The sequence below is a fragment of the Methylophaga sp. genome, from assembly GCF_965655755.1.
In the GTDB taxonomy this organism is placed as follows: domain Bacteria; phylum Pseudomonadota; class Gammaproteobacteria; order Nitrosococcales; family Methylophagaceae; genus Methylophaga.
Map to the genome: position 1 here is coordinate 6,608 of NZ_CBFHHW010000030.1, position 25,380 is coordinate 31,987.

The 25,380-nt window shown below is 46.3% G+C and carries 26 protein-coding genes and 2 tRNA genes; 19 read left to right on the forward strand and 9 right to left on the reverse strand.

Features of this window, described 5'->3' with window-relative positions:
* From ACTF5U_RS10080 to ACTF5U_RS10100, 5 genes are all read right to left on the reverse strand, one after another.
* Positions 1-369: cytochrome b (locus ACTF5U_RS10080; protein WP_438971503.1), on the reverse strand; the 369-nt coding region annotated here is incomplete at its 3' end.
* An 82-nt stretch (positions 370-451) separates the two neighbouring features.
* The gene (locus ACTF5U_RS10085) at positions 452-2,626 is read right to left on the reverse strand and encodes a YgiQ family radical SAM protein (RefSeq protein WP_438971504.1); all 2,175 of its coding nucleotides are present in this window, start codon (positions 2,624-2,626) and stop codon (positions 452-454) included.
* 83 nt (positions 2,627-2,709) lie between these two features.
* Entirely contained in the window at positions 2,710-3,288 is a 579-nt protein-coding gene (locus ACTF5U_RS10090) for a L,D-transpeptidase family protein (RefSeq protein ID WP_438971505.1), read from the reverse strand.
* 107 nt (positions 3,289-3,395) lie between these two features.
* Positions 3,396-4,202, reverse strand: coding sequence for a spermidine synthase (locus ACTF5U_RS10095; protein ID WP_438971506.1), 807 nt, complete (start codon positions 4,200-4,202; stop codon positions 3,396-3,398).
* Entirely contained in the window at positions 4,199-5,059 is an 861-nt protein-coding gene (locus ACTF5U_RS10100) for a DUF3530 family protein (protein WP_438971507.1), read from the reverse strand. Before ACTF5U_RS10100 ends, ACTF5U_RS10095 begins: the two co-directional genes overlap by 4 nt.
* Before the next feature lie 136 nt (positions 5,060-5,195).
* On the opposite strand from ACTF5U_RS10100, the gene rpe reads away from it, so the two are divergent.
* The 6 genes from rpe to trpC are packed head-to-tail and all read left to right on the forward strand — an operon-like array spanning position 5,196 to position 10,495.
* A complete protein-coding gene (gene rpe, locus ACTF5U_RS10105) occupies positions 5,196-5,888 on the forward strand; it encodes a ribulose-phosphate 3-epimerase (protein WP_438971508.1) in 693 nt (230 codons plus the stop codon).
* Positions 5,889-5,898: 10 nt separating this feature from the next.
* The gene (locus ACTF5U_RS10110; RefSeq protein ID WP_438971509.1) at positions 5,899-6,567 is read left to right on the forward strand and encodes a phosphoglycolate phosphatase; all 669 of its coding nucleotides are present in this window, start codon (positions 5,899-5,901) and stop codon (positions 6,565-6,567) included.
* Between the two features lie 9 nt (positions 6,568-6,576).
* Complete coding sequence (gene trpE, locus ACTF5U_RS10115) at positions 6,577-8,073, forward strand: anthranilate synthase component I (protein WP_438971510.1); 1,497 nt, start codon at positions 6,577-6,579, stop codon at positions 8,071-8,073.
* 8 nt (positions 8,074-8,081) lie between these two features.
* The gene (locus ACTF5U_RS10120; protein ID WP_438971511.1) at positions 8,082-8,666 is read left to right on the forward strand and encodes an aminodeoxychorismate/anthranilate synthase component II; all 585 of its coding nucleotides are present in this window, start codon (positions 8,082-8,084) and stop codon (positions 8,664-8,666) included.
* Positions 8,667-8,668: 2 nt separating this feature from the next.
* Entirely contained in the window at positions 8,669-9,682 is a 1,014-nt protein-coding gene (gene trpD, locus ACTF5U_RS10125; protein ID WP_438971512.1) for an anthranilate phosphoribosyltransferase, read from the forward strand.
* 12 nt (positions 9,683-9,694) lie between these two features.
* Positions 9,695-10,495 (forward strand): indole-3-glycerol phosphate synthase TrpC, encoded by an 801-nt coding sequence (gene trpC / locus ACTF5U_RS10130; protein ID WP_438971513.1) that lies wholly within the window; start codon positions 9,695-9,697, stop codon positions 10,493-10,495.
* On the opposite strand, the gene crp is transcribed toward trpC, so the two are convergent.
* Positions 10,492-11,175 (reverse strand): cAMP-activated global transcriptional regulator CRP, encoded by a 684-nt coding sequence (crp, locus tag ACTF5U_RS10135; protein ID WP_438971514.1) that lies wholly within the window; start codon positions 11,173-11,175, stop codon positions 10,492-10,494. The genes trpC and crp overlap by 4 nt on opposite strands.
* Positions 11,176-11,292: 117 nt before the next feature.
* Between crp and ACTF5U_RS10140 the strand changes: the two genes are divergently transcribed.
* Genes ACTF5U_RS10140 through ACTF5U_RS10155 form a run of 4 tightly spaced genes read left to right on the forward strand, consistent with a single transcriptional unit; the run spans position 11,293 to position 14,024 of the window.
* Positions 11,293-11,712, forward strand: coding sequence for an OsmC family protein (locus tag ACTF5U_RS10140; RefSeq protein ID WP_438971515.1), 420 nt, complete (start codon positions 11,293-11,295; stop codon positions 11,710-11,712).
* Positions 11,702-13,345 (forward strand): DUF885 domain-containing protein, encoded by a 1,644-nt coding sequence (locus ACTF5U_RS10145; RefSeq protein ID WP_438971516.1) that lies wholly within the window; start codon positions 11,702-11,704, stop codon positions 13,343-13,345. The genes ACTF5U_RS10140 and ACTF5U_RS10145 overlap by 11 nt, the downstream gene beginning before the upstream one ends.
* Positions 13,345-13,737, forward strand: coding sequence for a VOC family protein (locus ACTF5U_RS10150; RefSeq protein ID WP_438971517.1), 393 nt, complete (start codon positions 13,345-13,347; stop codon positions 13,735-13,737). The genes ACTF5U_RS10145 and ACTF5U_RS10150 overlap by 1 nt, the downstream gene beginning before the upstream one ends.
* A gap of 5 nt (positions 13,738-13,742) precedes the next feature.
* Positions 13,743-14,024 (forward strand): YcgL domain-containing protein, encoded by a 282-nt coding sequence (locus ACTF5U_RS10155; RefSeq protein ID WP_438971518.1) that lies wholly within the window; start codon positions 13,743-13,745, stop codon positions 14,022-14,024.
* Here the strand turns inward: ACTF5U_RS10155 and mutS are convergent.
* Positions 14,021-16,576, reverse strand: coding sequence for a DNA mismatch repair protein MutS (gene mutS / locus ACTF5U_RS10160; RefSeq protein ID WP_438971528.1), 2,556 nt, complete (start codon positions 16,574-16,576; stop codon positions 14,021-14,023). The two genes, ACTF5U_RS10155 and mutS, sit on opposite strands and share 4 nt — an antisense overlap.
* Before the next feature lie 16 nt (positions 16,577-16,592).
* Here mutS and pncC point away from each other — a divergent pair, with 16 nt between their 5' ends.
* The 8 genes from pncC (at position 16,593) to ACTF5U_RS10200 (ending at position 23,148) form a co-directional block, all read left to right on the forward strand.
* Positions 16,593-17,093 (forward strand): nicotinamide-nucleotide amidase, encoded by a 501-nt coding sequence (gene pncC, locus ACTF5U_RS10165; RefSeq protein ID WP_438971519.1) that lies wholly within the window; start codon positions 16,593-16,595, stop codon positions 17,091-17,093.
* Between the two features lie 55 nt (positions 17,094-17,148).
* Positions 17,149-18,192, forward strand: a complete 1,044-nt coding sequence (gene recA / locus ACTF5U_RS10170; protein WP_438971520.1) for a recombinase RecA — start codon at positions 17,149-17,151, stop codon at positions 18,190-18,192.
* Positions 18,189-18,638, forward strand: a complete 450-nt coding sequence (locus ACTF5U_RS10175) for a regulatory protein RecX (RefSeq protein ID WP_438971521.1) — start codon at positions 18,189-18,191, stop codon at positions 18,636-18,638. Before recA ends, ACTF5U_RS10175 begins: the two co-directional genes overlap by 4 nt.
* Positions 18,628-21,231 (forward strand): alanine--tRNA ligase, encoded by a 2,604-nt coding sequence (gene alaS, locus ACTF5U_RS10180; RefSeq protein WP_438971522.1) that lies wholly within the window; start codon positions 18,628-18,630, stop codon positions 21,229-21,231. The genes ACTF5U_RS10175 and alaS overlap by 11 nt, the downstream gene beginning before the upstream one ends.
* A gap of 2 nt (positions 21,232-21,233) precedes the next feature.
* The gene (locus tag ACTF5U_RS10185) at positions 21,234-22,451 is read left to right on the forward strand and encodes an aspartate kinase (protein WP_438971523.1); all 1,218 of its coding nucleotides are present in this window, start codon (positions 21,234-21,236) and stop codon (positions 22,449-22,451) included.
* A 240-nt stretch (positions 22,452-22,691) separates the two neighbouring features.
* On the forward strand, positions 22,692-22,877 hold the full coding sequence (gene csrA / locus ACTF5U_RS10190; RefSeq protein ID WP_438971524.1) for a carbon storage regulator CsrA: 186 nt from the start codon (positions 22,692-22,694) through the stop codon (positions 22,875-22,877).
* Positions 22,878-22,932: 55 nt separating this feature from the next.
* Positions 22,933-23,022: transfer RNA gene (locus ACTF5U_RS10195), tRNA-Ser, on the forward strand.
* A gap of 49 nt (positions 23,023-23,071) precedes the next feature.
* A tRNA-Arg gene (locus tag ACTF5U_RS10200) sits at positions 23,072-23,148 on the forward strand.
* Between the two features lie 76 nt (positions 23,149-23,224).
* On the opposite strand, the gene ACTF5U_RS10205 is transcribed toward ACTF5U_RS10200, so the two are convergent.
* Complete coding sequence (locus ACTF5U_RS10205) at positions 23,225-23,641, reverse strand: hypothetical protein (RefSeq protein WP_438971525.1); 417 nt, start codon at positions 23,639-23,641, stop codon at positions 23,225-23,227.
* A gap of 253 nt (positions 23,642-23,894) precedes the next feature.
* Positions 23,895-24,476, reverse strand: coding sequence for a TetR/AcrR family transcriptional regulator (locus ACTF5U_RS10210; protein WP_438971526.1), 582 nt, complete (start codon positions 24,474-24,476; stop codon positions 23,895-23,897).
* 165 nt (positions 24,477-24,641) lie between these two features.
* On the opposite strand from ACTF5U_RS10210, the gene ACTF5U_RS10215 reads away from it, so the two are divergent.
* Positions 24,642-25,040 (forward strand): RidA family protein, encoded by a 399-nt coding sequence (locus tag ACTF5U_RS10215; RefSeq protein ID WP_438971527.1) that lies wholly within the window; start codon positions 24,642-24,644, stop codon positions 25,038-25,040.
* Positions 25,041-25,380: the final 340 nt, after the last annotated feature.

Genomic DNA, 25,380 nt, shown 5'->3' on the forward strand with positions numbered 1-25,380 from the left:
GTCAAACACACTTAAGCTGTCGCCTTTAGCTGTAACCATCAGGTAGCCACTGATAAAAAGGACGATGATGGCAAGGTTCATCATAAAGTGAACCAATTTGGCGCTCAGTCGCTGCCAGAGGGGTGTAGAGGTAATATCTGCGGGGGGGAGTCGCAACAATGTCCAGAACCAGCGTGTTACAACAAGTAGTGCGGTGACAATACCAATACTTTTATGCCACCAGGGTGCTTGATAGTACCAGTCATCGTAATAGCCTAATTCGACCATCCATAGACCGGACGCAAATAAAGCTATCGTAAAAACGGCAATCGACCAGTGCAACGTTATAGAAAAAAAATCATAACGTCTGGGGGGATTCTTCAAGCGCATTGCATTCCTTGTTTAAAAAAACCGCATTTCATCAACAGACCAAGTTTAAACAAAAATGTTTCGCATATAAGAATTTTTTTTATTAACGTCGACGTCTGCTCGCTTTTACTTTGCCAGGACGACTGTGCTGCGTTTTGAATTGACCGCCCTTGGCCACTGTTTTCGCTTTGCGGGTAACGCGTCTGCCTTCACCACTCTCCCCTGTACCAGCAGGCTGCCAGTTAGGTATAAGATGTTTTTTACCATTACCGATCAAGTCAGCACGCCCCATTTTTTTCAGTGCTTCACGCAACATCGGCCAGTTTTCAGCATCGTGATAACGCAGAAATGCTTTGTGTAAACGACGTACTTTCAGGCCTTTTGGTACAGTGATATCACCACCCTTTCGTCTGACCTTGTGCAGGGTATCCTTACCGGAGTGATACATCGCAGCCGCTGCTGACATCGGAGACGGCAAATAAGCCTGAACCTGATCGGCACGGAAGCCATTACGTTTCAGCCATAAAGCCAGATTCATCATATCGTTATCAGTGGTACCCGGGTGGGCCGCGATAAAATACGGAATCAAATACTGTTCTTTGCCAGCCTCTTTTGAATACTTCTCAAACATCTGTTTGAACTTGTCATAGGTACCAATGCCGGGCTTCATCATCTGTGATAGAGGGCCTTCTTCGGTGTGTTCAGGCGCAATTTTAAGATAGCCACCAACATGATGTGTGACGAGTTCTTTAACATACTCGGGCGATAACACGGCCAGGTCATAACGTAAGCCGGAAGCAATCAATATTTTTTTGATACCGGGCAGCGAACGGGCACGTTTGTAGAGGTTGACCAGTGGCGTGTGATCCGTATTGAGGTTTTTACACACACCCGGATAAACGCAAGATAAACGGCGGCAGCTCGCTTCAATCTCTTCATCGTTACACGCCAAACGATACATATTGGCAGTTGGGCCACCCAAATCAGAAATGATGCCAGTAAAACCAGGGGTCGTGTCACGGATGGCTTCCACTTCTTTGATAATGGAGTCTTCACTGCGACTCTGGATAATGCGTCCCTCATGTTCTGTAATCGAACAGAAAGTACAACCACCAAAACAGCCCCGCATAATGTTGACTGAAAAGCGGATCATTTCATATGCAGGCACATTCATCTTGCCGTACAAACTATGTGGTACCCGACTGTATGGCAGATCAAATACGGCATCCATTTCAGGTGTCGTAAGCGGAATTGGAGGCGGGTTGAGCCAGACATCCTGATCACCATGTTGTTGAACCAGTGCCAGCGCATTACCCGGATTTGTTTCTAAATGCAGAATACGGGATGTGTGTGCATAGGTGACGGGATCGGATTTAACCTGATTAAACTCAGGCAGGCGAATCACAGTACGATGCGCATTTCTCGGGGAAACCCGGTGAATTTTTATGACATTGCCTGCTGGTTTGTCGGCTTTTTCATTTTCCGTTTTAGCTTTTTCCTCAGCACAACTCTCTTCCGTTTGCATCTGATAAGGATCAATCGGTGGGTTCAGTTTTCCTGGCGTGTCTACCGAAGTAGAATCTTTCTCCCACCAGCCTTCTTTCTGACCATGTTTGATGGTGTACGCCGTACCACGGATGTCAGTGAGTTCATTTACCGACTCACCTGCAGCCAGTCGATGAGCGATTTCCACCACTTGTCGCTCACCATTGCCGTAAACCAGCAAGTCAGCTTTAGAGTCCATGATAACGCTACGACGGACTTTTTCTGACCAGTAATCATAATGTGCAATGCGACGTAAACTGGCCTCAATACCACCGATAACAACCGGCACACCTTTAAATGCTTCACGGCAACGCTGGCTGTAGACCACGACACTTCGATCTGGTCGTTTGCCACCTTCCCCACCTGCTGTATAGGCATCATTTCGGCGAATTTTACGATCAGAGGTATACCGGTTGACCATTGAGTCCATATTGCCGCCGGTGACACCAAAAAACAGATTGGGTTTGCCCAGTTTTTGGAAATCTTCGGCACTGGTCCAGTCCGGTTGGGAAATAATGCCTACCCGAAAACCATGAGACTCAAGCAGGCGACCAATTAAGGCCATCCCAAAACTGGGATGATCGACGTAGGCATCACCGGTGACGATAATGATGTCACAGGAATCCCATCCAAGTGCGTCCATCTCGTCACGAGACATTGGCAATTCAGGTGCTATACCAAAACGATGAGCCCAGAACTTACGGTAGGAAAATAGATCAGGGGCGGCTTGCATAGGTCCTCGGGAAAAGATTAGGCAGTTAAAAGTGCTAATATTCTACCAAATTCAATCAACTAACCGAGAATTTTAATTCTATATCACTCTGTAATAGTAACTTGTGTGCCTTTACTAACAAACTGCGCCAATTGATCAACTTCTTCATTACGCAAAGCAATACAGCCTTGCGTCCAATCAGCGATCTCATGGATTTCAAGTTTATCTTTAGTTTCAACACCTATGCCATGAATACCGATAGCACCACCCAAGGGGGTATTTTGTGGCGGAAGACGACCAAAAATATGGGCGTCCAGAATTCGTCGGTATTGGGTTTTGCTGATGCGCTCCTCTTTAAGCGCATTAATCGCATCTCGCACGCTGGGATAATCTAATTGTATAAACAGATGAAAACGGTCGCTGTCTCGCACCTGGGTAATATGATAGGTGCCCAACGGTGTCAGACGATCGCCTGATTTTAATTTCGCTTTGCTGCCGCCACTGCCTAGCGCCACATGGAAAGAACGCAACGTTTCACCGTCTTTCTGAATAATCAACCGTTTTTCAGAGCGCTTTATGATCAGTTCATAGTCTTCTTTAGCCTGAACGGGCTGTTGCCAGACCAACAAGCAGAGGCATGTTAACGTGACCGTCAAAAAGTGAGCTATGGCTGTTTTCAACATGACGGTTTTCAAAGTGAGATGCCCTCTTTCGGCGTTTGAACTGTGGCTAATGGTATCAAATCAATCACAATGGGCAATAGCGTTATGACACTCGCATGATTCAGTATTCACGCGAATAGTCGGCTGATGAAGTTTCGATTTTGTCGAATCATATTTTGCAAGGCTTTAGGCAGATTTATCTGATAGCGCATTTCCCAATCCTCAACGTTAGAACGTAGTTGCTTCAATTCAGCGTGGCTAATGTCAAAATTAGTCGCCAGAGCGATCACATTACCTTTGTTTTCAACCGGCAATATCATAGAACGATTATCAAAGCTCTGATTGATTCGCTGCATAGTCGTGTTGAAATTTGCACGTTCGCTGCCCCATAAGTTTATGCTCATGACACCATCGGGCGTCATGATTCCGGCACAGGCATCGAAGAACGCCTGTACACCCACACTCGCGGCCATGCCGTTGTGATCATAGGCGTCTACCAACAACAGATCATAACTCTGATCACTGTCATAAAAGCAGCGGCTAACATGAAGATAACCATCACCTTTATGAATAGTAAGGTTCGGATGGTTAAAAGGCACACCGAAATAGGTTTGTGCCACTTCCATCACATCTCGTCGGTACTCGACAACATCAACATGACAGTCAGGAAAGTGATGCAACAGAAACTTCACCACTGAGCCCCCACCTAAGCCCACCACCAAAACGCGTTTTGGGTTGGGATTTAACAGTAGACAGCCCATCATTGATTGGGTATAGCTCAAGTCCAGCGCATGCGGCATGCTGATTCGCATCGAGCTCTGGCGGGCAAAGGTGCCGAAATGCATCGAGCGACTATCACCGGTATCAACGACTTCAATCACTCCCTCATCAGATTGTGATTGATGCACGACAATGCCATCGCCATATAGCCTCATAAGTTTGTATTTTCCTGAACAAAATGTTTGTGAAGCCAGTTTCTAATTGTATTAAAAACAGGTTGTTCAAATCCGTAAAAGTCTGTCGTGGCACCAGGAATTTGACGTTGTGAATAAAATTCAACATCTTTACGTAACATCACTGCTCGGCGCTTGGCATTTGCGTCATTATTATTTAACAAATCGGAGAGCGTGATGTCCAGAACATAATCCGTATCGGGAGCTTCTTCGCTTTGCCATTGCGGACTAATCCAAATCAGTGCGTTATCTTTCCCTACTTGCGCAATGGCCGTATCGGTTAATTCGGCACTTTTCCCCATCGCCACGATAGCAACCAAACCGGGTTGTTGCGCGTTAAGATGTGCGACGGCGGCTGCAACTCTTGACCGATTTTGATCTTCATCATTTGTTTCGTCTGATGATTCAGGTTCAGATGTAATTTCTGCATCCGTTTCATTCTCGGCTGTACTGGATTCAGATGAGGATTCGGCTGAAGGCATGACTTGTGGCTCATCGGGATAGACTAATTCAACGGTCATTGTTGACCACCCCACGTTTGTGAGTTGCATGCGAAGTGTATGCACAAGATCATTACTGTCAATATTACCCTCAGAATCAGGCAGGATAAGTACTTTGCCGTAATCACGTCCGGTTTTATCGGCAATAAAAGTCGCATTAATGAGCTCATCGCCCAACGGAAGCTCGACAAACCCCTCTACATGTCCCGTTTCTGAGAGCACTAAGCTATCTTCGACCGGCTCCTCATTAAGTGATTCCGGCTTTTCATCCGCAGCAAAACCCTGAGTAACGCTCAGCAAAAGCAGTAATGCCAGCCATGAATGGATGATGATTCGCAAACTTTACCCCGTACCTTTCAGTGTGTTCGCTCAGTATAATGACAACAGTTTGATTTCAAAAGCTGAAAATTGACCACTGATACGGTAAAGTATCGGGTTTATACCGAATTTCAAAACCGATTTAAGAGAGATTAAAATGGCTGAATTTAAAATTGCTCCGTCAATCCTTTCCGCAGATTTCGCTCGTCTGGGTGAAGAAGTAGATAACGTACTGGCCTCCGGCGCTGATATCGTTCACTTTGATGTGATGGACAACCACTATGTCCCTAACCTGACAATCGGACCTTTGGTTTGTGATGCTTTGCGTAAACATGGCGTGACCCATGAAATCGACGTCCATTTGATGGTTAAACCAGTGGATCGCATCATTCCTGATTTTGCTAAAGCAGGTGCATCGTATATTACTTTTCACCCAGAAGCTTCTGAGCATATCGATCGTAGTTTGCAGTTGGTTAAAGGTGAAGGATGTAAAACCGGTCTGGTCTTTAATCCAGCCACACCCTTATCACTGGCAGAACACGTGATGGATAAAGTTGACCGTATCCTGCTGATGTCTGTTAACCCTGGCTTTGGTGGTCAGAAGTTTATTCCTCATACGCTCGATAAACTGCAGGAAGCTCGTAAGATGATCGACGCCAGTGGCTATGATATCGATCTGGAAATTGATGGTGGTGTTAACATCAACAATATTCGTGAAATCGCTGAAGCCGGTGCACGCACATTTGTTGCTGGCTCTGCTGTGTTTGGCGCAGCAAATGACAGTGATCCTAATCAATACGAAACAGTCATTGCCGCATTGCGTGATGAACTGGCAAAAGCCAACGTATAACTGGCACTGAATGACGCTAAATAAACCTTCGGTCGTGCTTATCGATCTTGACGGCACGCTGGTCGACAGCGTGCCGGATTTAGCGTGGTGCACCGATAAAATGCTGGCAAGTTTTGATATACCTGCCCGTGGTGAAGCCAAAGTAAGAACCTGGGTCGGTAATGGCGTCGGGACACTGATTAAACGTGCATTAACGAATGAGATGGACGGAGAACCGGAAGCGGCTTTGTTCGACGAAGCCTTACCGATCTTTATGGATCTCTACAAGCAGCATGTGTGCGTCGACAGCTACCTCTATCCCGGTGTTAAGCAGGGATTAAAATGGCTGAAGCAAGAGAAAATAAAACTGGGTTGTGTGACCAATAAGAATGAACAATTCACGCTACCCGTCTTGAAAGCATTAGGGATACATGACGATTTTGATCTTGTTATCAGTGGCGACTCCCTGCCACTGAAAAAACCGGATCCCGCTCCCCTATTACATGGAGCAGATTTCTTCGGCGTTTCGCCGGATAAGGCAATGATGATCGGTGACTCAGTCAGTGATGTAAAAGCATCACGAGCTGCTGGTATGAGTATTGTCTGTGTGAGCTACGGCTATAACCACGGTGTCGATATACACACATCGGAACCGGATGCCGTCATTGATACATTTGCAGAGCTGGAAAGCTTATTTTAGAAAGAAGCGATGAAACAGTCCGAATTCGAACAACTTGCCACTGAAGGCTACAATCGCATCCCACTTGCCCGGGAGGTCCTGGCTGATCTGGATACACCACTCAGCACCTACCTCAAACTGGCAGATGCCCCCTACTCCTATTTATTTGAGTCCGTCCATGGCGGCGAAAAATGGGGTCGTTATTCGATTATCGGTTTGCCCTGCGAGACGATCGTTAAAATTCATGGCCATGACATCAGCGTTGAACATCAGGGCAATGTGATTGAAACGACCACAGATGATGACCCTTTGGGTTGGGTTGAAACGTTCCAGCAACGTTACAAGGTGCCTGAGATTGCAGGCTTACCTAAGTTCAATGGTGGTCTGGTCGGTTACTTTGCTTATGACACGGTACGTTATGTTGAAACACGCTTAGGTAATGCTCCCGACTCCGACCCTCTGGGTTGCCCGGACATAATGTTAATGGTGTCAGACGAACTGGTTGTTTTTGACAATCTCAGTGGTCGTTTGTATCTCATCGTACATGCCGATCCAGCCTCAGAAAATGCGTATCAGCGCGGGCAGGATCGACTCGATCAGTTAGTTGAAACCTTACGCAATACCACACCTAAGTTTCAACGTACTGCTGTGCGCAGGAAAGTCAGTGAAACAGACTTCGTTTCAGGCTTTACTCAAGACGGATTTATCGATGCCGTCGAGAAAGCCAAACAATACATTACTGATGGCGACATTATGCAGGTCGTCTTGTCACAGCGACTATCGATTCCTTATGCAGCGCAACCAATGGATTTATACCGTGCCTTGCGAACATTAAATCCGTCGCCGTACATGTACTACCTGAACCTAAAGGACTTTCATATAGTTGGTTCATCCCCTGAAATTCTGGTCAGAATGGAAGATGAAGAAGTCACCGTTCGACCAATTGCCGGCACGCGCCGCCGTGGTAAAACCGAAGAAGAAGATATTGCTTTTGAGCAGGATTTGCTGGCCGATCCTAAAGAATTAGCAGAACATTTAATGCTGATCGATTTAGGTCGGAATGACGTGGGCCGTGTCAGCCAGACGGGTACTGTCGAGTTAACCGATAAAATGGTCATCGAACGTTATTCGCATGTAATGCATATTGTTTCGAACGTCACCGGTAAAGTGCTGAAGAACATGTCAGCCATTGATGCACTCAAAGCCACTTTCCCTGCTGGCACTGTCAGTGGCGCACCTAAAGTCCGGGCGATGGAAATCATTGACGAACTGGAACCGGTCAAGCGCGGCGTTTATGCCGGTGCCGTCGGGTACCTGTCATGGACCGGAAATATGGATACGGCAATTGCAATACGTACTGCCGTCATCAAAGATGAAACCTTACACATTCAGGCTGGTGCAGGTATCGTTTATGACTCGATGCCGGAACTGGAATGGAAAGAAACCATGAACAAAGCCAGAGCAATATTCCGTGCAGTGGCTATGGCAGAAGCGGGTCTGGAAGCTGATCCGCATGCAGAAGGCTGAAAAATAACATGTTATTAATGATTGATAACTACGACTCTTTTACCTACAACCTGGTGCAATATCTGGGTGAGCTGGGCGAAGACGTACAGGTTTACCGCAACGACAAGATCACGATCGCCGATATTGAAGCAATGAATCCTGAAAAAATCGTGATTTCACCGGGTCCCTGCACCCCGAATGAAGCGGGTATTTCTATGCAGGTTATTGAACACTTCGCTGGCAAAAAACCATTATTGGGTGTTTGTCTCGGGCATCAGTCTATTGGTCAGGTCTTTGGTGGCGAAATCGTGCATGCCCGTGAAATCATGCATGGCAAAACGTCCAAGGTGTTTCACAACAATACCAGCGTATTTAAAGGTTTAAATAATCCGCTTGAAGCGACCCGATATCACTCTCTGGTCATTAATAAAAACAACCTGCCGGATTGCTTCAACATAACAGCCTGGACAGAGACCGAAGGCGGTGACTTAGATGAAATCATGGGTATCGAACACAAAACATTGCCTATTGAAGGTGTTCAATTCCACCCTGAGTCGATATTGACTGAACAAGGTCATGAACTGCTTAAAAACTTTTTGAACAGACAGGTCTGATCATGGATATTCAATCTGCATTAAAACGCATTTTACAACATGACGATCTGACTGCTGAAGAAATGACGGATGTGATGAATCAAATCATGACCGGCAATGCGACCCCTGCTCAGATTGGTGGCTTTCTAATTGGCCTGAATATGAAAGGTGAAACCGTAACAGAGATAGCGGCAGCCGCCGGTGTTATGCGGTCACTGGCAACACCTGTTGAAATTACAGGCGATCATGTTGTCGATACCTGCGGCACAGGTGGCGACGGTGCCAGCACCTTTAACGTCTCCACAGCCAGTGCATTTGTAGTGGCTGCAGCAGGTGCCAAAGTAGCTAAACATGGTAATCGTTCTATCAGCAGTAGCTCCGGCAGCGCCGACGTGCTTGAGTCAGCGGGTGTTAACCTTGATTTAACTCCAGAGCAGGTAAAGCACTGTGTTGATGCTACTGGCGTTGGTTTTATGTTTGCTCAGAAACACCATGGTGCTATGAAACATGCCATCGGACCACGCCGCGAGATGGGTGTTCGTACAATCTTTAATCTACTCGGCCCATTGACCAACCCGGCGCGTGCAGCACATCAGGTACTGGGTGTATTTGATAAAAAATGGGTGCGCCCAATGGCCGAAGTATTGCAAACCCTTGGCAGTGAACATGTATTGGTCGTTCATGCACAGGATGGTCTTGATGAAATCAGTATTGGCGCTGAGACCCACGTTGCTGAACTAAAGGACGGTACTATTAACTGTTATTCAATTCAGCCTGAAGATTTCGGTATGGCACGCAGTGATATCAGTGCGTTAACTGTTAAGAATGCACACGATAGCCTTGAATTAATCAAACGCATATTCGATGGTGAAAAAGGTCCTGCCCGCGATATTGTAGTCTTGAATGCCGGTGCTGCCATATACGCAGCTAATCTTGCTGACACATTGAAAGCGGGAATTGAAAAAGCTATCAACGCTATAGACAGTGGCACTGCCATGCAAAAACTCAATGCCCTGATTGTTACCAGCCGAAGCTAGAGCTCAAAAATAATGTCTGAAAACACACCTGATATTCTGGTCAAAATTCTTAAACGTAAGCAGGAAGAAATTGCCGAACGTTCTACAAAGATCCCCTTGGCGATTATGCAACAACTAGCGGAAGCGGCTGATCCGGTTCGCGGTTTTGTCGACTCAATTGCTCGTAAAATAACCGATGGTGAAGCTGCCGTAATTGCAGAAATCAAAAAAGCCTCTCCCAGTAAAGGGATGCTGAGGGAAGACTTTCGACCTGCTGAGATTGCAGCAAGCTATGAACAACATGGTGCTGCCTGTTTATCGGTATTAACGGATCGTGATTTCTTTCAAGGTCACGAAGAATTTCTCCAACAGGCGCGAAAAGCCACTTCACTGCCCGTTATCCGTAAAGATTTCATTATTGACCCATATCAGGTATTTGAGGCACGGGCGATCAGTGCCGATTGTATTTTATTGATTGTTTCGGCATTAAACGACAACCAGTTAGAACAACTCAGTCAACTCGCTATTCAATTAGGGATGGATGTGTTGGTTGAAGTGCATGATCTGGAAGAACTGGAAAGAGCATTGGTCCTCAATATGCCACTGATTGGCATAAACAATCGCAACCTCCGGACATTTGAAACAACACTGGATACAACCTTGAGCTTATTACCACGCATCCCCGATGGTCATATTGTGATTACCGAGAGCGGCATTCACACACCCGCTGATGTAAAGCTGATGCGTGATAACAAGGTCAATGGCTTCCTGGTTGGCGAAGCCTTTATGCGCGCCGAGGACCCAGGTCTTCAACTGGGTAAATTGTTTTTCTAGAGCTTTTTTATGACCGGATTTTTATAGCGGTTATCATCGTCATAGATGATAACGGTTTTACCGTGAGCCCAAATGCTACCAGCCTCTTGAAGTTCTTTTAAAACACGGCCCACCATTTCACGTGAACATCCGACCATACGGCTGATTTCCTGACGTGTAATTTTGATTTGGGTACCTTGAGGGTGACGCATGGCATCAGGTTGCATAGTAAGTTCTTTTAAAGCGGCTTCAACCCGGCCTGATACATCAAGAAACGCAAGATCTGTTGCTTTTCTGGTTGTGGACAGTAAGCGTTTCGCCATCTGTTCACCTATAGTGAACAGCAACGTGGCATAACATTCTTTTAACTGGTTATCAGCGAGATTACGTACTTGCTGATAGGAAATTTCTTCTGTTCTGACATCGGTTTTTGCTCGGATAGTGACCATTCTGTCACCGACCGTTGAAAAGAAACCTATTTCACCAATGAAGTCGCCTTGATTCAGGTAGGCCACAATGAGTTCTTCACCTTCTTCATTTTCCATGCAAACGGTCACAGAACCTTCTCGAATGTAATAAAGCGTATCGGCCTGATCGCCGGGACGAATGATAATATTTTTAGCGGGATAAAATTTGCTGTGGCATACATGAAAAAAATCAGCGAGACCTTCTTCGAGCGCTTTATGTTTATGGTATTCCATCCGATGTCCTTAGTCTAAGCCGATCCAGGATTATACAGCTCTGAATAGTTATAATTCGTTTTCAACCTCACAATATGGCAAAATTACGGTTACTTATCAATGTTGGGAACTACTTGAATGAAAGCACGGGTTAAATGGGTGGAAGATGTGATGTTTCTGGGCGAATCGGGCACCGGACACACCGTTGTCATGGATGGCCCGGAAGAAGCCGGCGGTCATGGAACCGGCATGCGTCCGATGGAACTACTCTTACTCGGTATGGGCGGCTGCACTGCTTTTGATGTGATTGAAATTCTTAAAAAGTCACGGCAGGATGTACATGATTGTGTAGTTGAATTAAATGGCGACCGCAGCGAAGAAATTCCTAAGGTTTACAATAACATCCATGTTCACTACAAAATCACCGGACGTGATGTGAAACCCAGCTTCGTAGAACGTGCTATAAAAATGTCGACGGAAAAATACTGCTCTGCAACTTTAATGATGGCTAAAACCGCTACCATTACTCACGATTACGAGATTATTAATGTCGACTGAGGATGTAAGTCAGGCATATGACCGAATAGAAAAAAGTTATTTACGCAGTTGGTGTCGATTCAACCCTGAAGCAGCATTGGATGCTGGCATCGAAGAATATGCCCAGGACTTAATGCCATGTGACGACACCAGTCTCGGCATCCAACTCGCGTTGAATGAAAAGTGTCTAACGGCACTGGATGAAATTGACTTAACGCAACTGTCGCCTGAACAGCAAGCCAATTATCGCGTGCTACACGGGTGGGCATTGCTTGAGCATCATGAATTAATGGATCATGACTGGCGCTACCGTGACCCTGCACGCTTCCTGCCAATTAACGCATTGCATCAATTGACCATCCGGCCACTTGAAATATTCAACGAGGCCTTGCTCGGCCGATTGCAGAAGATCCCGCATCAGCTCAGAGAGGCGAAAACCTACCTGAATAAAGCGCCTGAATTAATTCCGCCATCATGGTTGAAAATGGCAACACAGGAGTGTGAGTCGGGAATCCATTTCTGTCATCAGTTGTCTCAGCATCCACGCGTAAGACGGGCAATATCAACACAAGGGGACATCGAACCGGCGATTCAGCAGGCTGGCAAGTCACTGGAAGAATTGCATCATGTCTTACAGCGTCTTCAAAGCAAAGCCCGAGGTGACTTTGCCTGTGGCCGCGAACATTTTGAGCGGCTACTCAAATATCGTCACTTCCTGCCTGTGAATGCGCAACGGTTACGACAGTTTGGTGAAAACTTGTTTGCTGAGACGAAAACGAAACTTGATGAAGTCATTAATGAGTCAGGCCTCACACTGGAACAGGTTCGAAACCATCATCCTGCCGCTGAGCAACTTCTCAATAGTTACCAAACCGAAATGCAGGCGGCTAAAGATTTTCTGAAAGAACACGATCTGGTCAGCATGCCCGGACGTCAGCATCTGAACGTGGTGGATACACCCCACTTTTTAAGACATCAGATTCCATTTGCAGCCTATCTCGATCCAAGTATCGCGGATCTCAGTCAAAGTGCTTTTTATTATGTCACGCCGGTCAGCAGTGAGGCCGAATTAGTTGAACACAACTATGCCGCGATTGCTCAAACAAGTGTTCATGAAGCCTGGCCTGGCCATCATTTACAGTTTGTCACAGCGAATCAATCTGAAGAAGGCAGTGCCTTACTACGTCGCTTATATCCCTGCGCTACTTTGTACGAAGGTTGGGCTTTATATTGCGAGAACATGATGCTGGAACAAGGCTATGACCGGTATAAGGGGCAAACTATTGTGATGCTTCGTGATCGGCTTTGGCGCGCCCTGCGAATTATTATTGATGTCAACATTCATACTGGTGAATGGTCACAGGATCGAGCAATTACCGAAATGATTGAAAAGCTGGGCTTTAGTCAACAACAAGCCGAGGCAGAGTGTAACTGGTATAGCCTGTCACCCACTGTGCCGATGAGTTACGCCGTGGGTTGGGCGTTGATTACCGCGCTGAAAGACATTCTAAATCCGGCACAAGGCGAAGAACTCAAAGCGTTTCACGATAAGCTCTTAGGAAGTGGTTCGATTGCTTTACCTTTGGTCATTGAACAACAATTTGGCAACGCCGTATGGCAGCAATGTTGTCAGCACGTATTTGGAGAACACTAATGCAACGCCCCGGAAAAACCAGTGGAATGCGTCATGTCGCTTTATTTGTAGAAGATTTACCCGCGTGTGAAAAATTCTATGTCGAGCTGCTGGGTATGACTGTCGAATGGCGTCCTGATGACAACAATGTGTATCTAACTTCCGGCAACGATAATCTGGCTCTTCATCAAGCGGATGGTTCCCCTGCCAGTAGCGAACAACAACGTCTGGATCATATCGGATTCATCATTTCGACAATGGAGGAAGTGGACGATTGGTTTACCTTTCTTCAGGAACATGATGTTAAAATTCGCAATGCACCGCGCACCCATCGAGATGGGGCCAGAAGCTTTTATTGCTATGATCCCAGTGGCACTGTTGTGCAGATGATTTATCACCCCCCTATTTCCTGAGCATAATGAAAACTTACATCTACAAAAGCACAAAAAAAGAAGAACTGTACCTCTACATTACTCATAAAGATGATTTCTCTGAGGTACCGCAAGAACTTTATGATTCAATGGGTAAAGAGCCGGTTTATGTGATGGAACTGGAATTAAGTTCTGAACGTCCATTGGCACGTGAAAATGTGGTTCATGTCATTGAAAACCTCGAAAAACAGGGCTTCCATGTGCAAATGCCACCAAAACCTGAAAAGCTGGGGCATTTTAACAACCCCAAAAAACAGCACCTGCATTAAACATCAAGTTGCCGACGCAACTCATAGAGAATATCCAATGCTTGTCTGGGACTGAGTTCATCGGGATTCACTGCTTGTAAGCGCTTTTCCAACTCCGTTTTGTCAGGTGTCACAAACAGATCAGGCTGAGGCTGATTGTTGGTGCCATCACCCTGATAACGATTTTGTTCAAGCTGCTGTAATTTCACTCTTGCTGCAGCAATAACATCATTAGGTACACCAGCCAGTTGCGCGACCTGTAAACCATAACTCTGATTAGCCGCACCTTCTTTCAATTGATGCAGGAACACTATCTTGTCACCATGCTCAATCGCATCAAGATGGACGTTACGGGCTTTATCGAATAACGTGGGTAATTGCGTCATTTCAAAATAATGCGTGGCGAATAAGGTATATGAACCTATATCGCGGATCAGTTTTTCAGCACAGGACCATGCCAATGCAAGACCATCAAAGGTACTGGTACCCCGTCCAATCTCGTCCATTAAAACCAGGCTGTGCTGCGTCGCATTATTAAGAATATTCGCTGCTTCATTCATCTCAACCATGAAGGTTGAGCGGCCTGAAGCAAGATCATCCGACGCACCAATGCGAGTAAAAACCTGATCGACAGGCCCCATTACCGCCCTAGTGGCCGGCACATAGCTTCCCATATAGGCCATCAGAACAATCAAAGCGGTCTGACGCATATAAGTTGATTTTCCGCCCATATTCGGACCGGTGATAATAAGCATTGGTTGCGATGACTTGAGCTTAAGATCATTGGCACAAAAAGGCGTTGATTGGCAGACTTCAACGACCGGGTGACGACCATTTTCGATGGTGATCCCCGCCTCGTCAGAAAACGATGGTGCCACATAATTCAGCGTCTCAGCTCGCTCGGCAAGGTTGGCTAAAACATCTAACTCGGCTAAAGCCGAAGCAGACTGTTCCAACGCCGCCAGTTCAGGTGCTAATGAATCAAACAAGCTTTCATAGAGTACTTTTTCAAGTGTCAGTGCTTTTTCATTTGCACTCAGAACCTGTTCTTCAAATGCCTTCAATTCAGGCGTGATATAACGCTCTGCATTTTTTAAGGTCTGCCTGCGTACATATTCTGTAGGCACATCAATCTCATGGGCACGGCTTAATTCAATAAAGAATCCATGCACTTTGTTATAGCCAACTTTAAGCGAGCTGACGCCGGTTCGTTCACGTTCTTCCTGTTCCAGTTTGTCCAGAAATCCACTGGCGTTTTGGTGCAGATCGCGTAAATGATCAAGCTCGTCGTTAAACCCCGGCTTAATCACACCACCATCACGAATCAACACCGGCGGTTCATCGATAATCGCTTTTTGTAATAAGTTAAGTAATTCTGAAAAGGTACCCAGTGTTCTATCAAGATGTTTGATTGTCAGACTCGTCAGCGGTTTTAAAAGCTGATGCAACTCCGGCAACATTTCCAGCATTTGCCGGAGGTGCATGAAATCTCGTGGCCTAGCGCTTCTGAGTGCCATGCGGGTCAGAATGCGCTCGATATCGCCCAGCGAGCGCATCAGCTCATGGCAATCATGAAAGCAATGGTGCTCTGTAAACTGCTGAATCACTTCCTGACGCGCTCGTAATATTTTGTGGTCACGCACGGGACGCATTAACCAGCGACGTAACATCCGGGCGCCCATTGGTGTTGCCGTTTTATCTAAAACTGAAATCAGTGTGTTATCACGCCCACCAGAAAGGTTCTGTTCCAATTCGAGATTCTTACGCGACTGAGGATCGAGCTTAATACTGTCTTTGGTGTACTCAACACGAATTTTTCTTAAATGGGGTAAGGCAGCACGGTGAGTTTGTTGCGCATAATTAACTAAACAGCCTGCAGCCCGGATGGCCAGCTCAAGATCATCACAACCAAAGCCTTTCAAATCAGTTGTATTGAAATGCTCGCATAAACGTGTTCTGGTCGCTTTTTGTTCAAAGTGCCACTCCGGTAAGGGCCGTAGCTGTTTTTGAAAAGATTCAAGCCCTTCGGTTTCAGTATCACTGATCAGGATTTCAGCTGCTTGTAGCCTTGCCAGCTCAGCTTGTAAATCGGCTAAAGAGTCAATTTCCGAAACAATAAAACGACCACTGCTGATCTCTGCAGACGCTAAACCAAAGCGTCCGTTATGATGGCTGACGGCGACCAAAAGACTCTCATTACGACTCTCTAATAAGGCTTCTTCGGTTAGGGTGCCAGGAGTTAACACTCTGACAACTTCTCTTTCAACCGGACCTTTACTCTTCGCAGGATCGCCAATTTGCTCACAAATAGCGACCGATTCGCCTAATTTAATCAAGCGCGATAAATAACCATCAGCGGCATGATACGGCACTCCCGCCATGGGAATAGGGGCACCATTGCTATTGCCCCTTGCTGTCAGCGTTATATCTAATAATTCTGCCGCTTTGTGCGCATCGTCAAAGAACAATTCGTAAAAGTCACCCATCCGATAAAACAGTAAAAAATCAGGATGTTCTGCTTTGATACGAAGATACTGCTGCATCATTGGGGTATGATTTTGATTTTGAGTCATCGCCATAGTTTATATCATGCAAACCATTTCTGACGCATCACTCCAGCAACTTGTCGGACAAGTTGCGACACTTTTATCTGAACAACAAAGCCGCCTTGTTACCGCAGAATCCTGTACAGGCGGCTGGGTAGCCAAATGCTGCACCGACCTTGCGGGAAGTTCAGCGTGGTTTGAACGCGGTTTTGTTACCTACAGTAACGAAGCCAAGTTCGAGCAACTGGGCGTGTCACAAGCGACATTAAATAAAAATGGTGCTGTCAGCCTCTCTGTTGTTGAAGAAATGGCACTCGGCGCCTTATCCCATTCTGCTGCCGATCTCAGTGTTGCTATCACCGGTATCGCCGGTCCTGATGGTGGTTCAGAAGATAAGCCAGTCGGTACAGTCTGGATAGCCTGGGCATTAAAACAGGCTGGTGTTCACAGTGTCTGTTTTCAATTCGAAGGAGACCGTGAATCAATCCGCAGGCAAGCCGTTTTTGAGGCACTGACAGGGATAATCAAAAACGCTAGAGACTGAGTGCTATCTATGGGATAATCCTTGAATTTACACAATCTAGTTCAGGGGTAGCTCAATGGACGACAACAAGAAGAAAGCGCTCGGTGCCGCACTGGGACAAATCGAAAAGCAATTCGGTAAGGGTGCTGTCATGCGTATGGGTGACGCTGGCGCAGCGCGTGATATTGCTGCTGTGTCGACCGGTTCGATTGGCTTGGATGTTGCCCTCGGAATCGGTGGTTTACCGCGCGGCCGCGTTGTCGAGATTTATGGCCCTGAATCCTCAGGTAAAACCACATTAACCCTTCATGCTATTGCTGAAATGCAGAAAATGGGGGGCACAGCTGCGTTTGTTGACGCGGAACATGCGCTCGATCCCGATTATGCAGAAAAGTTGGGTGTTGATATTGATGATTTGCTGGTTTCACAACCTGATACTGGTGAGCAGGCCCTTGAAATTACAGATATGCTGGTGCGTTCCGGTGCTGTTGATATCGTCGTGGTTGACTCCGTTGCAGCCTTAACGCCTAAGGCAGAAATTGAAGGTGACATGGGCGACAGTCATATGGGTCTGCAAGCCCGTTTGATGTCACAGGCTCTGCGTAAGTTGACCGCCAATATTAAACGCTCCAACACGCTGGTTATCTTCATCAACCAAATTCGAATGAAGATCGGCGTGATGTTCGGTAATCCGGAAACGACGACCGGTGGTAACGCACTGAAATTCTACGCCTCTGTTCGTCTTGATATTCGTCGCATTGGCGCCATCAAGAAAGGTGATGAAATTCTCGGTAACGAGACCCGTGTCAAGGTGGTTAAGAACAAGGTCGCCCCACCATTCAAACAGGTCGAATTCGACATCCTTTATGGTGAAGGTATTTCGCGCGAAGGCGAGTTGATTGATTTAGGTGTTCAACAAAACCTGGTTGAAAAATCCGGTGCTTGGTACAGCTACAGCGGTACACGCATTGGTCAGGGTAAAGATAACGTTCGCGCATTCTTGAAAGAAAATACTGAAATGGCATCAGAGATTGAAGCCAAGATCCGCGAAGCCATGTTGCCTAAAAAAGTGAAGCCAGCAGCTGCTGAAGACTCAGTAGAGGACGATCTGGAAGCGTGAAACAATCTGCCAGCGCGCGAGCGGTAGGCTATCTGGCTAACCGTGAACACAGTGCACTGGAACTGACTCGCAAGCTGCATAAAGCTGGCTTTGAAGAGTCAGAAATTGAAAGCACCATCGCACAGTTACAACAAGCCGGATTGCAAAGCGATGAACGTTTTGCTGAAAGCTTTGTGAGTTCACGTATAAACCGAGGCTACGGTAGCGTAAGAATTGGGATGGAATTGAAAGAACGTGGTGTAGACTCGGGCATTATTGCAGAGAGTCTGCAACACGCGGAAGTTGACTGGTTTGCATTGGCAATAGAGGTTCGGTGCAAACGTTTTGGCGAGCAAGACCCGGAAGATTTTAAAAGTCGAGCAAAACAACAACGATTTTTACAATACCGAGGCTTTACTCATGAACAAATAACGGAAAGTTTTAATTTAACTGACAATGAAAAGTAGCGCTGATTTACGCAAGTTGTTTCTCGACTTTTTCGCAAGCAAGGGCCACGAAGTGGTTTCCAGCAGTCCGCTGGTTCCCGCAAATGACCCAACCCTGCTATTTACCAATGCTGGTATGGTGCAATTCAAGGAAACATTCCTGGGACAGGAGACGCGTAAATATACCCGCGCCGTCACCACTCAGCGCTGTGTTCGTGCCGGCGGTAAACATAACGACTTAGAAAATGTTGGTTATACCGCTCGTCACCACACCTTTTTTGAAATGCTGGGTAACTTCAGTTTCGGTGATTATTTCAAACGTGAAGCTATTCAGTATGCGTGGGAGTTTCTGACCGAAACTTTAAACCTACCAGCTGACAAGCTGTGGATTACTGTTTTCGAGGAAGACGACGAGGCGGCTGATATCTGGCTCAAAGAAATCGGCGTATCTGCTGAGCGTTTCTCTCGCATTGGTGCAAAAGATAACTTCTGGTCGATGGGTGATACCGGACCATGCGGCCCCTGCTCTGAAATTTTCTACGATCACGGTGAAGAAATCGCCGGTGGTCCGCCAGGCACACCAGAAGAAGATGGTGATCGCTACATCGAGATCTGGAACCTTGTCTTTATGCAATATAACCGCAGTGCTGACGGAACCCTGACGCCACTGCCAAAGCCTTCAGTCGATACAGGTATGGGGCTGGAACGTCTTGCCGCCGTATTGCAGAATAAACATAACAATTATGAAATCGACCTATTTCAGCATCTGATTGAAGCGATTCAAGCGCTGTCTGGAACAAAAGATTCCAGTAATTTCTCTTTACGTGTTATTGCCGATCATATTCGTTCCTGCTCTTTTATGATTGCTGATGGGGTTCATCCGTCAAACGAAGGTCGTGGTTACGTTCTACGTCGCATCATCCGCCGAGCTATCCGTCACGGACACAAGTTGGGGCTTAAAGAAACCTTCTTTCATAAGCTGGTCCAACCGCTGGTTCAAGAAATGGGTGAGGCTTTTCCGGAATTAACTCAGGCACAAGCGCTGGTAGAAAAGGCCCTGCTTCAGGAAGAAAACCGTTTTGCTGATACGCTCGATAACGGGCTACGTATTCTGGATCAAGCCATCGAAGATATGGGGGATAAAGAAATCCCTGGTGAAACCGTGTTTCTACTCTATGACACCTACGGCTTCCCTATCGATCTAACTGCTGACATTGCCCGCGAACGGGGTCTAACCATTGATATAGCGGGTTTCGAACGCGCTATGGAAGCACAGCGTTCACGTGCCCGCAACGCCAGTCAGTTTGCCGGTAACTTGTCAGACCAAGTCACAATTGAAGGTGAAACCAAATTTTCTGGTTACTCAAATACTCAGGAAATCGGAACGATCACCGCTATCGTCGTTGATGGAAAACACGTCGAGCAACTCGATGACGGCCAAGACGGTGTTCTGGTTTTGGACCACACCCCTTTCTACGCTGAGTCGGGTGGTCAGGTCGGTGACCATGGTGAAATTTCAAGTGATACTGCGAGTTTTACCGTTACCGATACCCGCAAACAAGGTAAAGCTTTCACGCATATCGGCCGATGTGAACATGGCCAATTCCAGATTGGTCAGAAAGTCACTGCCCAGATAGATGAAAACAATCGACAACAAACCGCTTTAAACCATTCAGCAACGCATCTACTGCATGCTGCTCTTCGCAAGATTCTAGGTGACCATGTCACGCAGAAAGGTTCGCTGGTTGATCCACAGCGTTTACGTTTTGACTTTTCCCATTTCGAGCCTCTTACCCCAGCACAGCTGCATGAAATTGAACGCATGGTTAACCAGCAAATCAGGTTCAATCATCCGGTTGAAACCCAATTAATGGCCATTGAAGAAGCTAAAAAAAGCGGTGCTATGGCCTTGTTTGGTGAGAAGTACGACGATGAAGTACGTGTTCTAAGAATGAGTGATTTCTCTATCGAATTATGCGGTGGAACCCATGTTAAGCAGACCGGTGACATAGGCATATTCAAAATTACGGCTGAAGCGGGTATTGCTTCAGGTGTCCGTCGTATTGAAGCCGTGACTGGTGAAAAAGCTTTAGATTACATCGATGCAACCCAGTCTACTTTGAACCAGGTTTCAGAACTCCTTAAAGCAAAGCCTGACAATGTTGAAGATAAAGCCACTGCACTTGTTCAACGTAGCCGCGAGCTGGAAAAAGAATTGGAAAGTCTTAAAGGTAAACTCGCGAGTAGCGCGGGCGATGATCTTGCTAGCTCAGCAAAAGATATCAATGGCATCAAGGTTCTTGCATCAACACTTGAGGGCGCTGACGGTAAAGCGTTGCGCGATGCTGTTGATCAATTAAAAAATAAGCTGGGTAGCGCAGCGATTGTTCTCACTTCAGTCAAAGATGAAAAAATTACAATTATTGCAGGTGTCACCAAGGATATTACCGATAAAGTCCGCGCCGGAGATCTGGTAGGCCATGTAGCCAGTCAGGTCGGTGGTAAAGGTGGCGGTCGTCCTGACATGGCTCAAGGCGGCGGTAATGAACCTCAGAATCTGGCAGCAGCACTAGCGTCTGTCACAGACTGGGTCGAATCAAAGCTGGAAAACTAAGCATGGCACTTATCGTACAAAAATACGGCGGTACTTCTGTCGGCTCAGTCGAGCGTATTAAGGAAGTAGCCAAGAAAGTCGTTGATTTCCGTAATCAGGGCCATGACGTCGTCGTCGTCGTCTCCGCGATGAGCGGTGAGACTAATCGTTTGGTTGATTTAGCTAAGCAAATCAACGACCGGCCCCGTGGTCGTGAACTGGATGTACTGTTATCAACAGGCGAACAAGTCACCATTGCTTTATTGAGCATGACACTTCACGAAATGGGAATGCCAGCGACCTCCTATACGGGTAGTCAGGTTCGCATTCTCACAGACAATGCGCATAACAAAGCACGCATTGTCGAGATTGATGATAAAAACATCCGCTCCGATCTGAAGCAAGGTAATGTCGTTGTTGTGGCTGGATTTCAAGGCTGTGATGAGAGCGGTAATATTACAACATTGGGCCGTGGTGGTAGTGATACCACAGCAGTTGCTCTTGCAGCCGCATTAAAAGCTGACGAATGCCAAATCTACACAGATGTGGATGGAGTCTACACAACCGATCCTCGTGTCGTTCCAGAAGCACGTCGTCTCAATCACATTACCTTTGAAGAAATGCTGGAAATGGCCAGCTTAGGTGCAAAAGTTTTGCAAATCCGTTCAGTCGAATTTGCGAGTAAATATAACGTGCCGTTACGTGTACTCTCCTCGTTTACCGAGGGAGGCGGAACACTCATCGCGGCTGAGGACCCATTAATGGAACAAGCTCTTATTTCTGGTATTGCATTTAATCGTGACGAAGCCAAACTCACTATTCTGGGTGTGCCGGATCATCCAGGCGTCGCATCGCAGATCCTCGGACCTATCGCTGCTGAAAATATCGAAGTCGATATGATCATCCAAAACACAGGTCGTGATGCAACTACAGACTTCACCTTTACCATTCATCGAAATGATTACCAGTCAGCGCTGACCATTTTGCAACAGACTGCGAATAAACTGGGTGCACGTGAAGTGAATGGCGATGAACACATCGCTAAAATATCCGTTGTCGGCGTGGGCATGCGTTCGCATGCAGGCATCGCCAGTACCATGTTCACTGCACTCGCTGACGAAAACATCAATATCAGCATGATTTCTACTTCCGAAATTAAGATTTCTGTTGTGGTTGATGAGAAGTATCTCGAGCTGGGTGTCCGTACACTTCATAAGGCCTTCAATCTCGAACAAGCTTGAAAAATTTGTCTCCTGTCAAACTTTTGTAATATTTTATGTCGCGAACAACATAAGTTACTGCTAAAATATGCAAAACAAGGGATATGATCGTCTATTCCTATTGTCAATGATAGAAGAGACAACAAGATCTCTACATGGAACTTAGAAATAGGACAGGGCACGAGGCCTGATTTTCGGGAAGGGAGTCTGCATTTCTCCTGGCATACCTCGGCCTGATTTTGAGAGTAAAGGGGAAAAACAATGTTAATACTTACACGCCGTGTCGGCGAATCACTGATCATCGGTGATGACGTAGTTGTAAACGTTCTTGGCGTTAAAGGCAACCAAGTCAGAATCGGTGTTGATGCACCGAAAGATGTTTCAGTTCATCGTGAAGAGATCTACGATCGCATTCAGTCAGAAAAAGATCACCCGAATGCCGGTTAATTTGACCATATCACTAGCCAAATAAATATCATCTGATATACTAGGCGGCTTTGATGGAGAGCTGGCCGAGTGGCTGAAGGCGCGCCCCTGCTAAGGGTGTATAGGTTAATCCCTATCGAGGGTTCGAATCCCTCGCTCTCCGCCATAAATAGTTATTGCAGACATGCTTCAACGTCAGTATAATTAACGGTTTAGCGCCCGTAGCTCAGCTGGATAGAGTACCTGGCTACGAACCAGGCGGTCGCACGTTCGAATCGTGCCGGGCGCGCCATAAAAAATATAAATTAAGCAGTTATCGTTCATTCGGTAACTGCTTTTTTTATGTCTTGTCCCATAGATCTGTTACCTCACCTAAATTGACTGACAAAATTACACGATTGGTCACGCTGATATTTGTTATTACTGCTGGATTCTTTTCTATATTGATCACGCCAGTAATTGCAGGTTTCCATAGCTTGTCTATAACCAGCCTGTTTTTGCTCATTTTCAAGCTTTCTTTGTTGTGCTTGGGCAGCGCTTTGCCTTCTCTGTTCTTCCAGCCTTTTTTGAGTTATCTCATTTTGTCTGGCTACTTTTTTGTTCATTTCGCTTATGGCAATCTTGACCATTAATAACTCAATGCCTTTCTGCGTAGCCCATGATGCCATTGTGCCTAGGAAAACACCGATAGTGATTATCAAGACCCACTTTGACATTGATGTACGTTGTTCTGATTGAAACTTGCTTCTGTTAGAACGGATATCATCATCCATATTGATATTCATAGTTAAGTCCTTTAATTAGATTGTGGATCAGTTAATTGCTCATCGGGAACTCTTTGCTCTTCACTTCCCCCGTGAGACCGGGTAATTATTTTTGATTATCTACAAATTCAACTCTTCTCAGAGTGTAATCATCAAATTGCTCAGGCTTGCAAACTGGACAGAACCGCAATCTAACCAGCTTGTACCACTAATCTAGAATAAATGTCCTTTGCTACATTCATAAGCTACTTTCATGTTCGCTGGCATATTGTGACTATTTTAGTAGGCCCGTAGCCAATGCACGAAATGCCTCTATCGCTTTGGGTAAAACCTTTTTTGGCGCCGCACTTGCAGCGACCCATAACGCAGCATTCAGTGCTGCGCTATTCAGCAATCGTGCAGCCGCCTCGACATCCACAGGTTTGAGGACCTCTTTCGAAATCAGTTTTTCAACGATTTTCATAGTTGCCTGTAGGCAACTACTTTGGCTTGGCCATTGGGATGGATCGCCTAAAACGGCTGGTCCATCTAATAACACAATGCGTTGAACTTCAGGGTCCAGCGCTTTTTCAATATATGCTGCTCCCTCCGCTAACAAACCCTCCCAATCATCTTCCGCTCTGGCGCCAATATCCTGCGCGTAGAGCGCCATTTCAAAGTCCATTTGTTCGACAACCGCTGCTAACAACCCGCGCTTATCACCGAAGCTGTGGTACAGAGCTCCACGTGTCAGGTTAGCGGCGGCGGTCAACTCATCCATTGAGGCACCGGCATATCCATGTTCCGCAAAGGCTTTCCTGCCAGCCGCAATCAATTTAATCCTGTTTTTCTTAGCGGTTTCAGATCGCTTACTCATGTTAGTAACTCATTCCTCGAAAAAATTTGACATACACTCCGTATGTGAATTACTTTACATACGCCGCGTATGTAAAATCATAACGATACGCTGCGGACTTGTGAAGGCCTAGTCAATGAACAGGCACACCAACTCTATCTAACTCTAAACACGACGAGGTAAATAATGACACAGCGCGAAGCAGTATTTCCTGTAAAGAGGCACAGCTTGTACGAGGCCCATGGCTACTCGGCAGCAATTAAATCCGACGATCTATTGTTTGTATCAGGCCAAGTAGGTAGCCACGAGGATGGTACACCAGAGCCCGACTTTGAGAGACAAGTAGAACTGGCATTTGACAACCTGGAGGCGGTACTTGCGGCCGCAGGTTGCACTTTTGACGATATTGTCGACATGACATCCTTCCATACTGACCCAGAAAATCAATTTGAAACACTAATGGGCGTGAAAGAAAAGATCTTCAATACGCAACCCTATCCCAATTGGACAGCGATTGGCGTGACGTGGCTCGCTGGGTTTGATTTCGAGATTAAGGTGATTGCAAGAATTCCGGCTAACCGGTAAATGATGTTGGGTTATCGGTCACCACTGGCTTGTCTACAAGGCAAATTCGAGCATTCAGCCCTCCACCCAAAACGAGGTTAACGTACAAAAACAAGTTGAGAAGCTGACATTTAGAATGCGGGCGGTTTGTTTAGTGGCGTAAAGCTACCACCACGCCTCCAAAAAATGCCTGACTTTTGGCCTCTACCGCCTGGTTCAAATGTTCATTCTTACTGATATTGGCATAACATCAAGGCAAGAAATTCATCGATTAAAAACACAATGCTATTAACCACACTTATCAAACTGGCGTTTGTTATATAAGAGGATATCCACACAAGCTAACTACCTCTCCTATTTA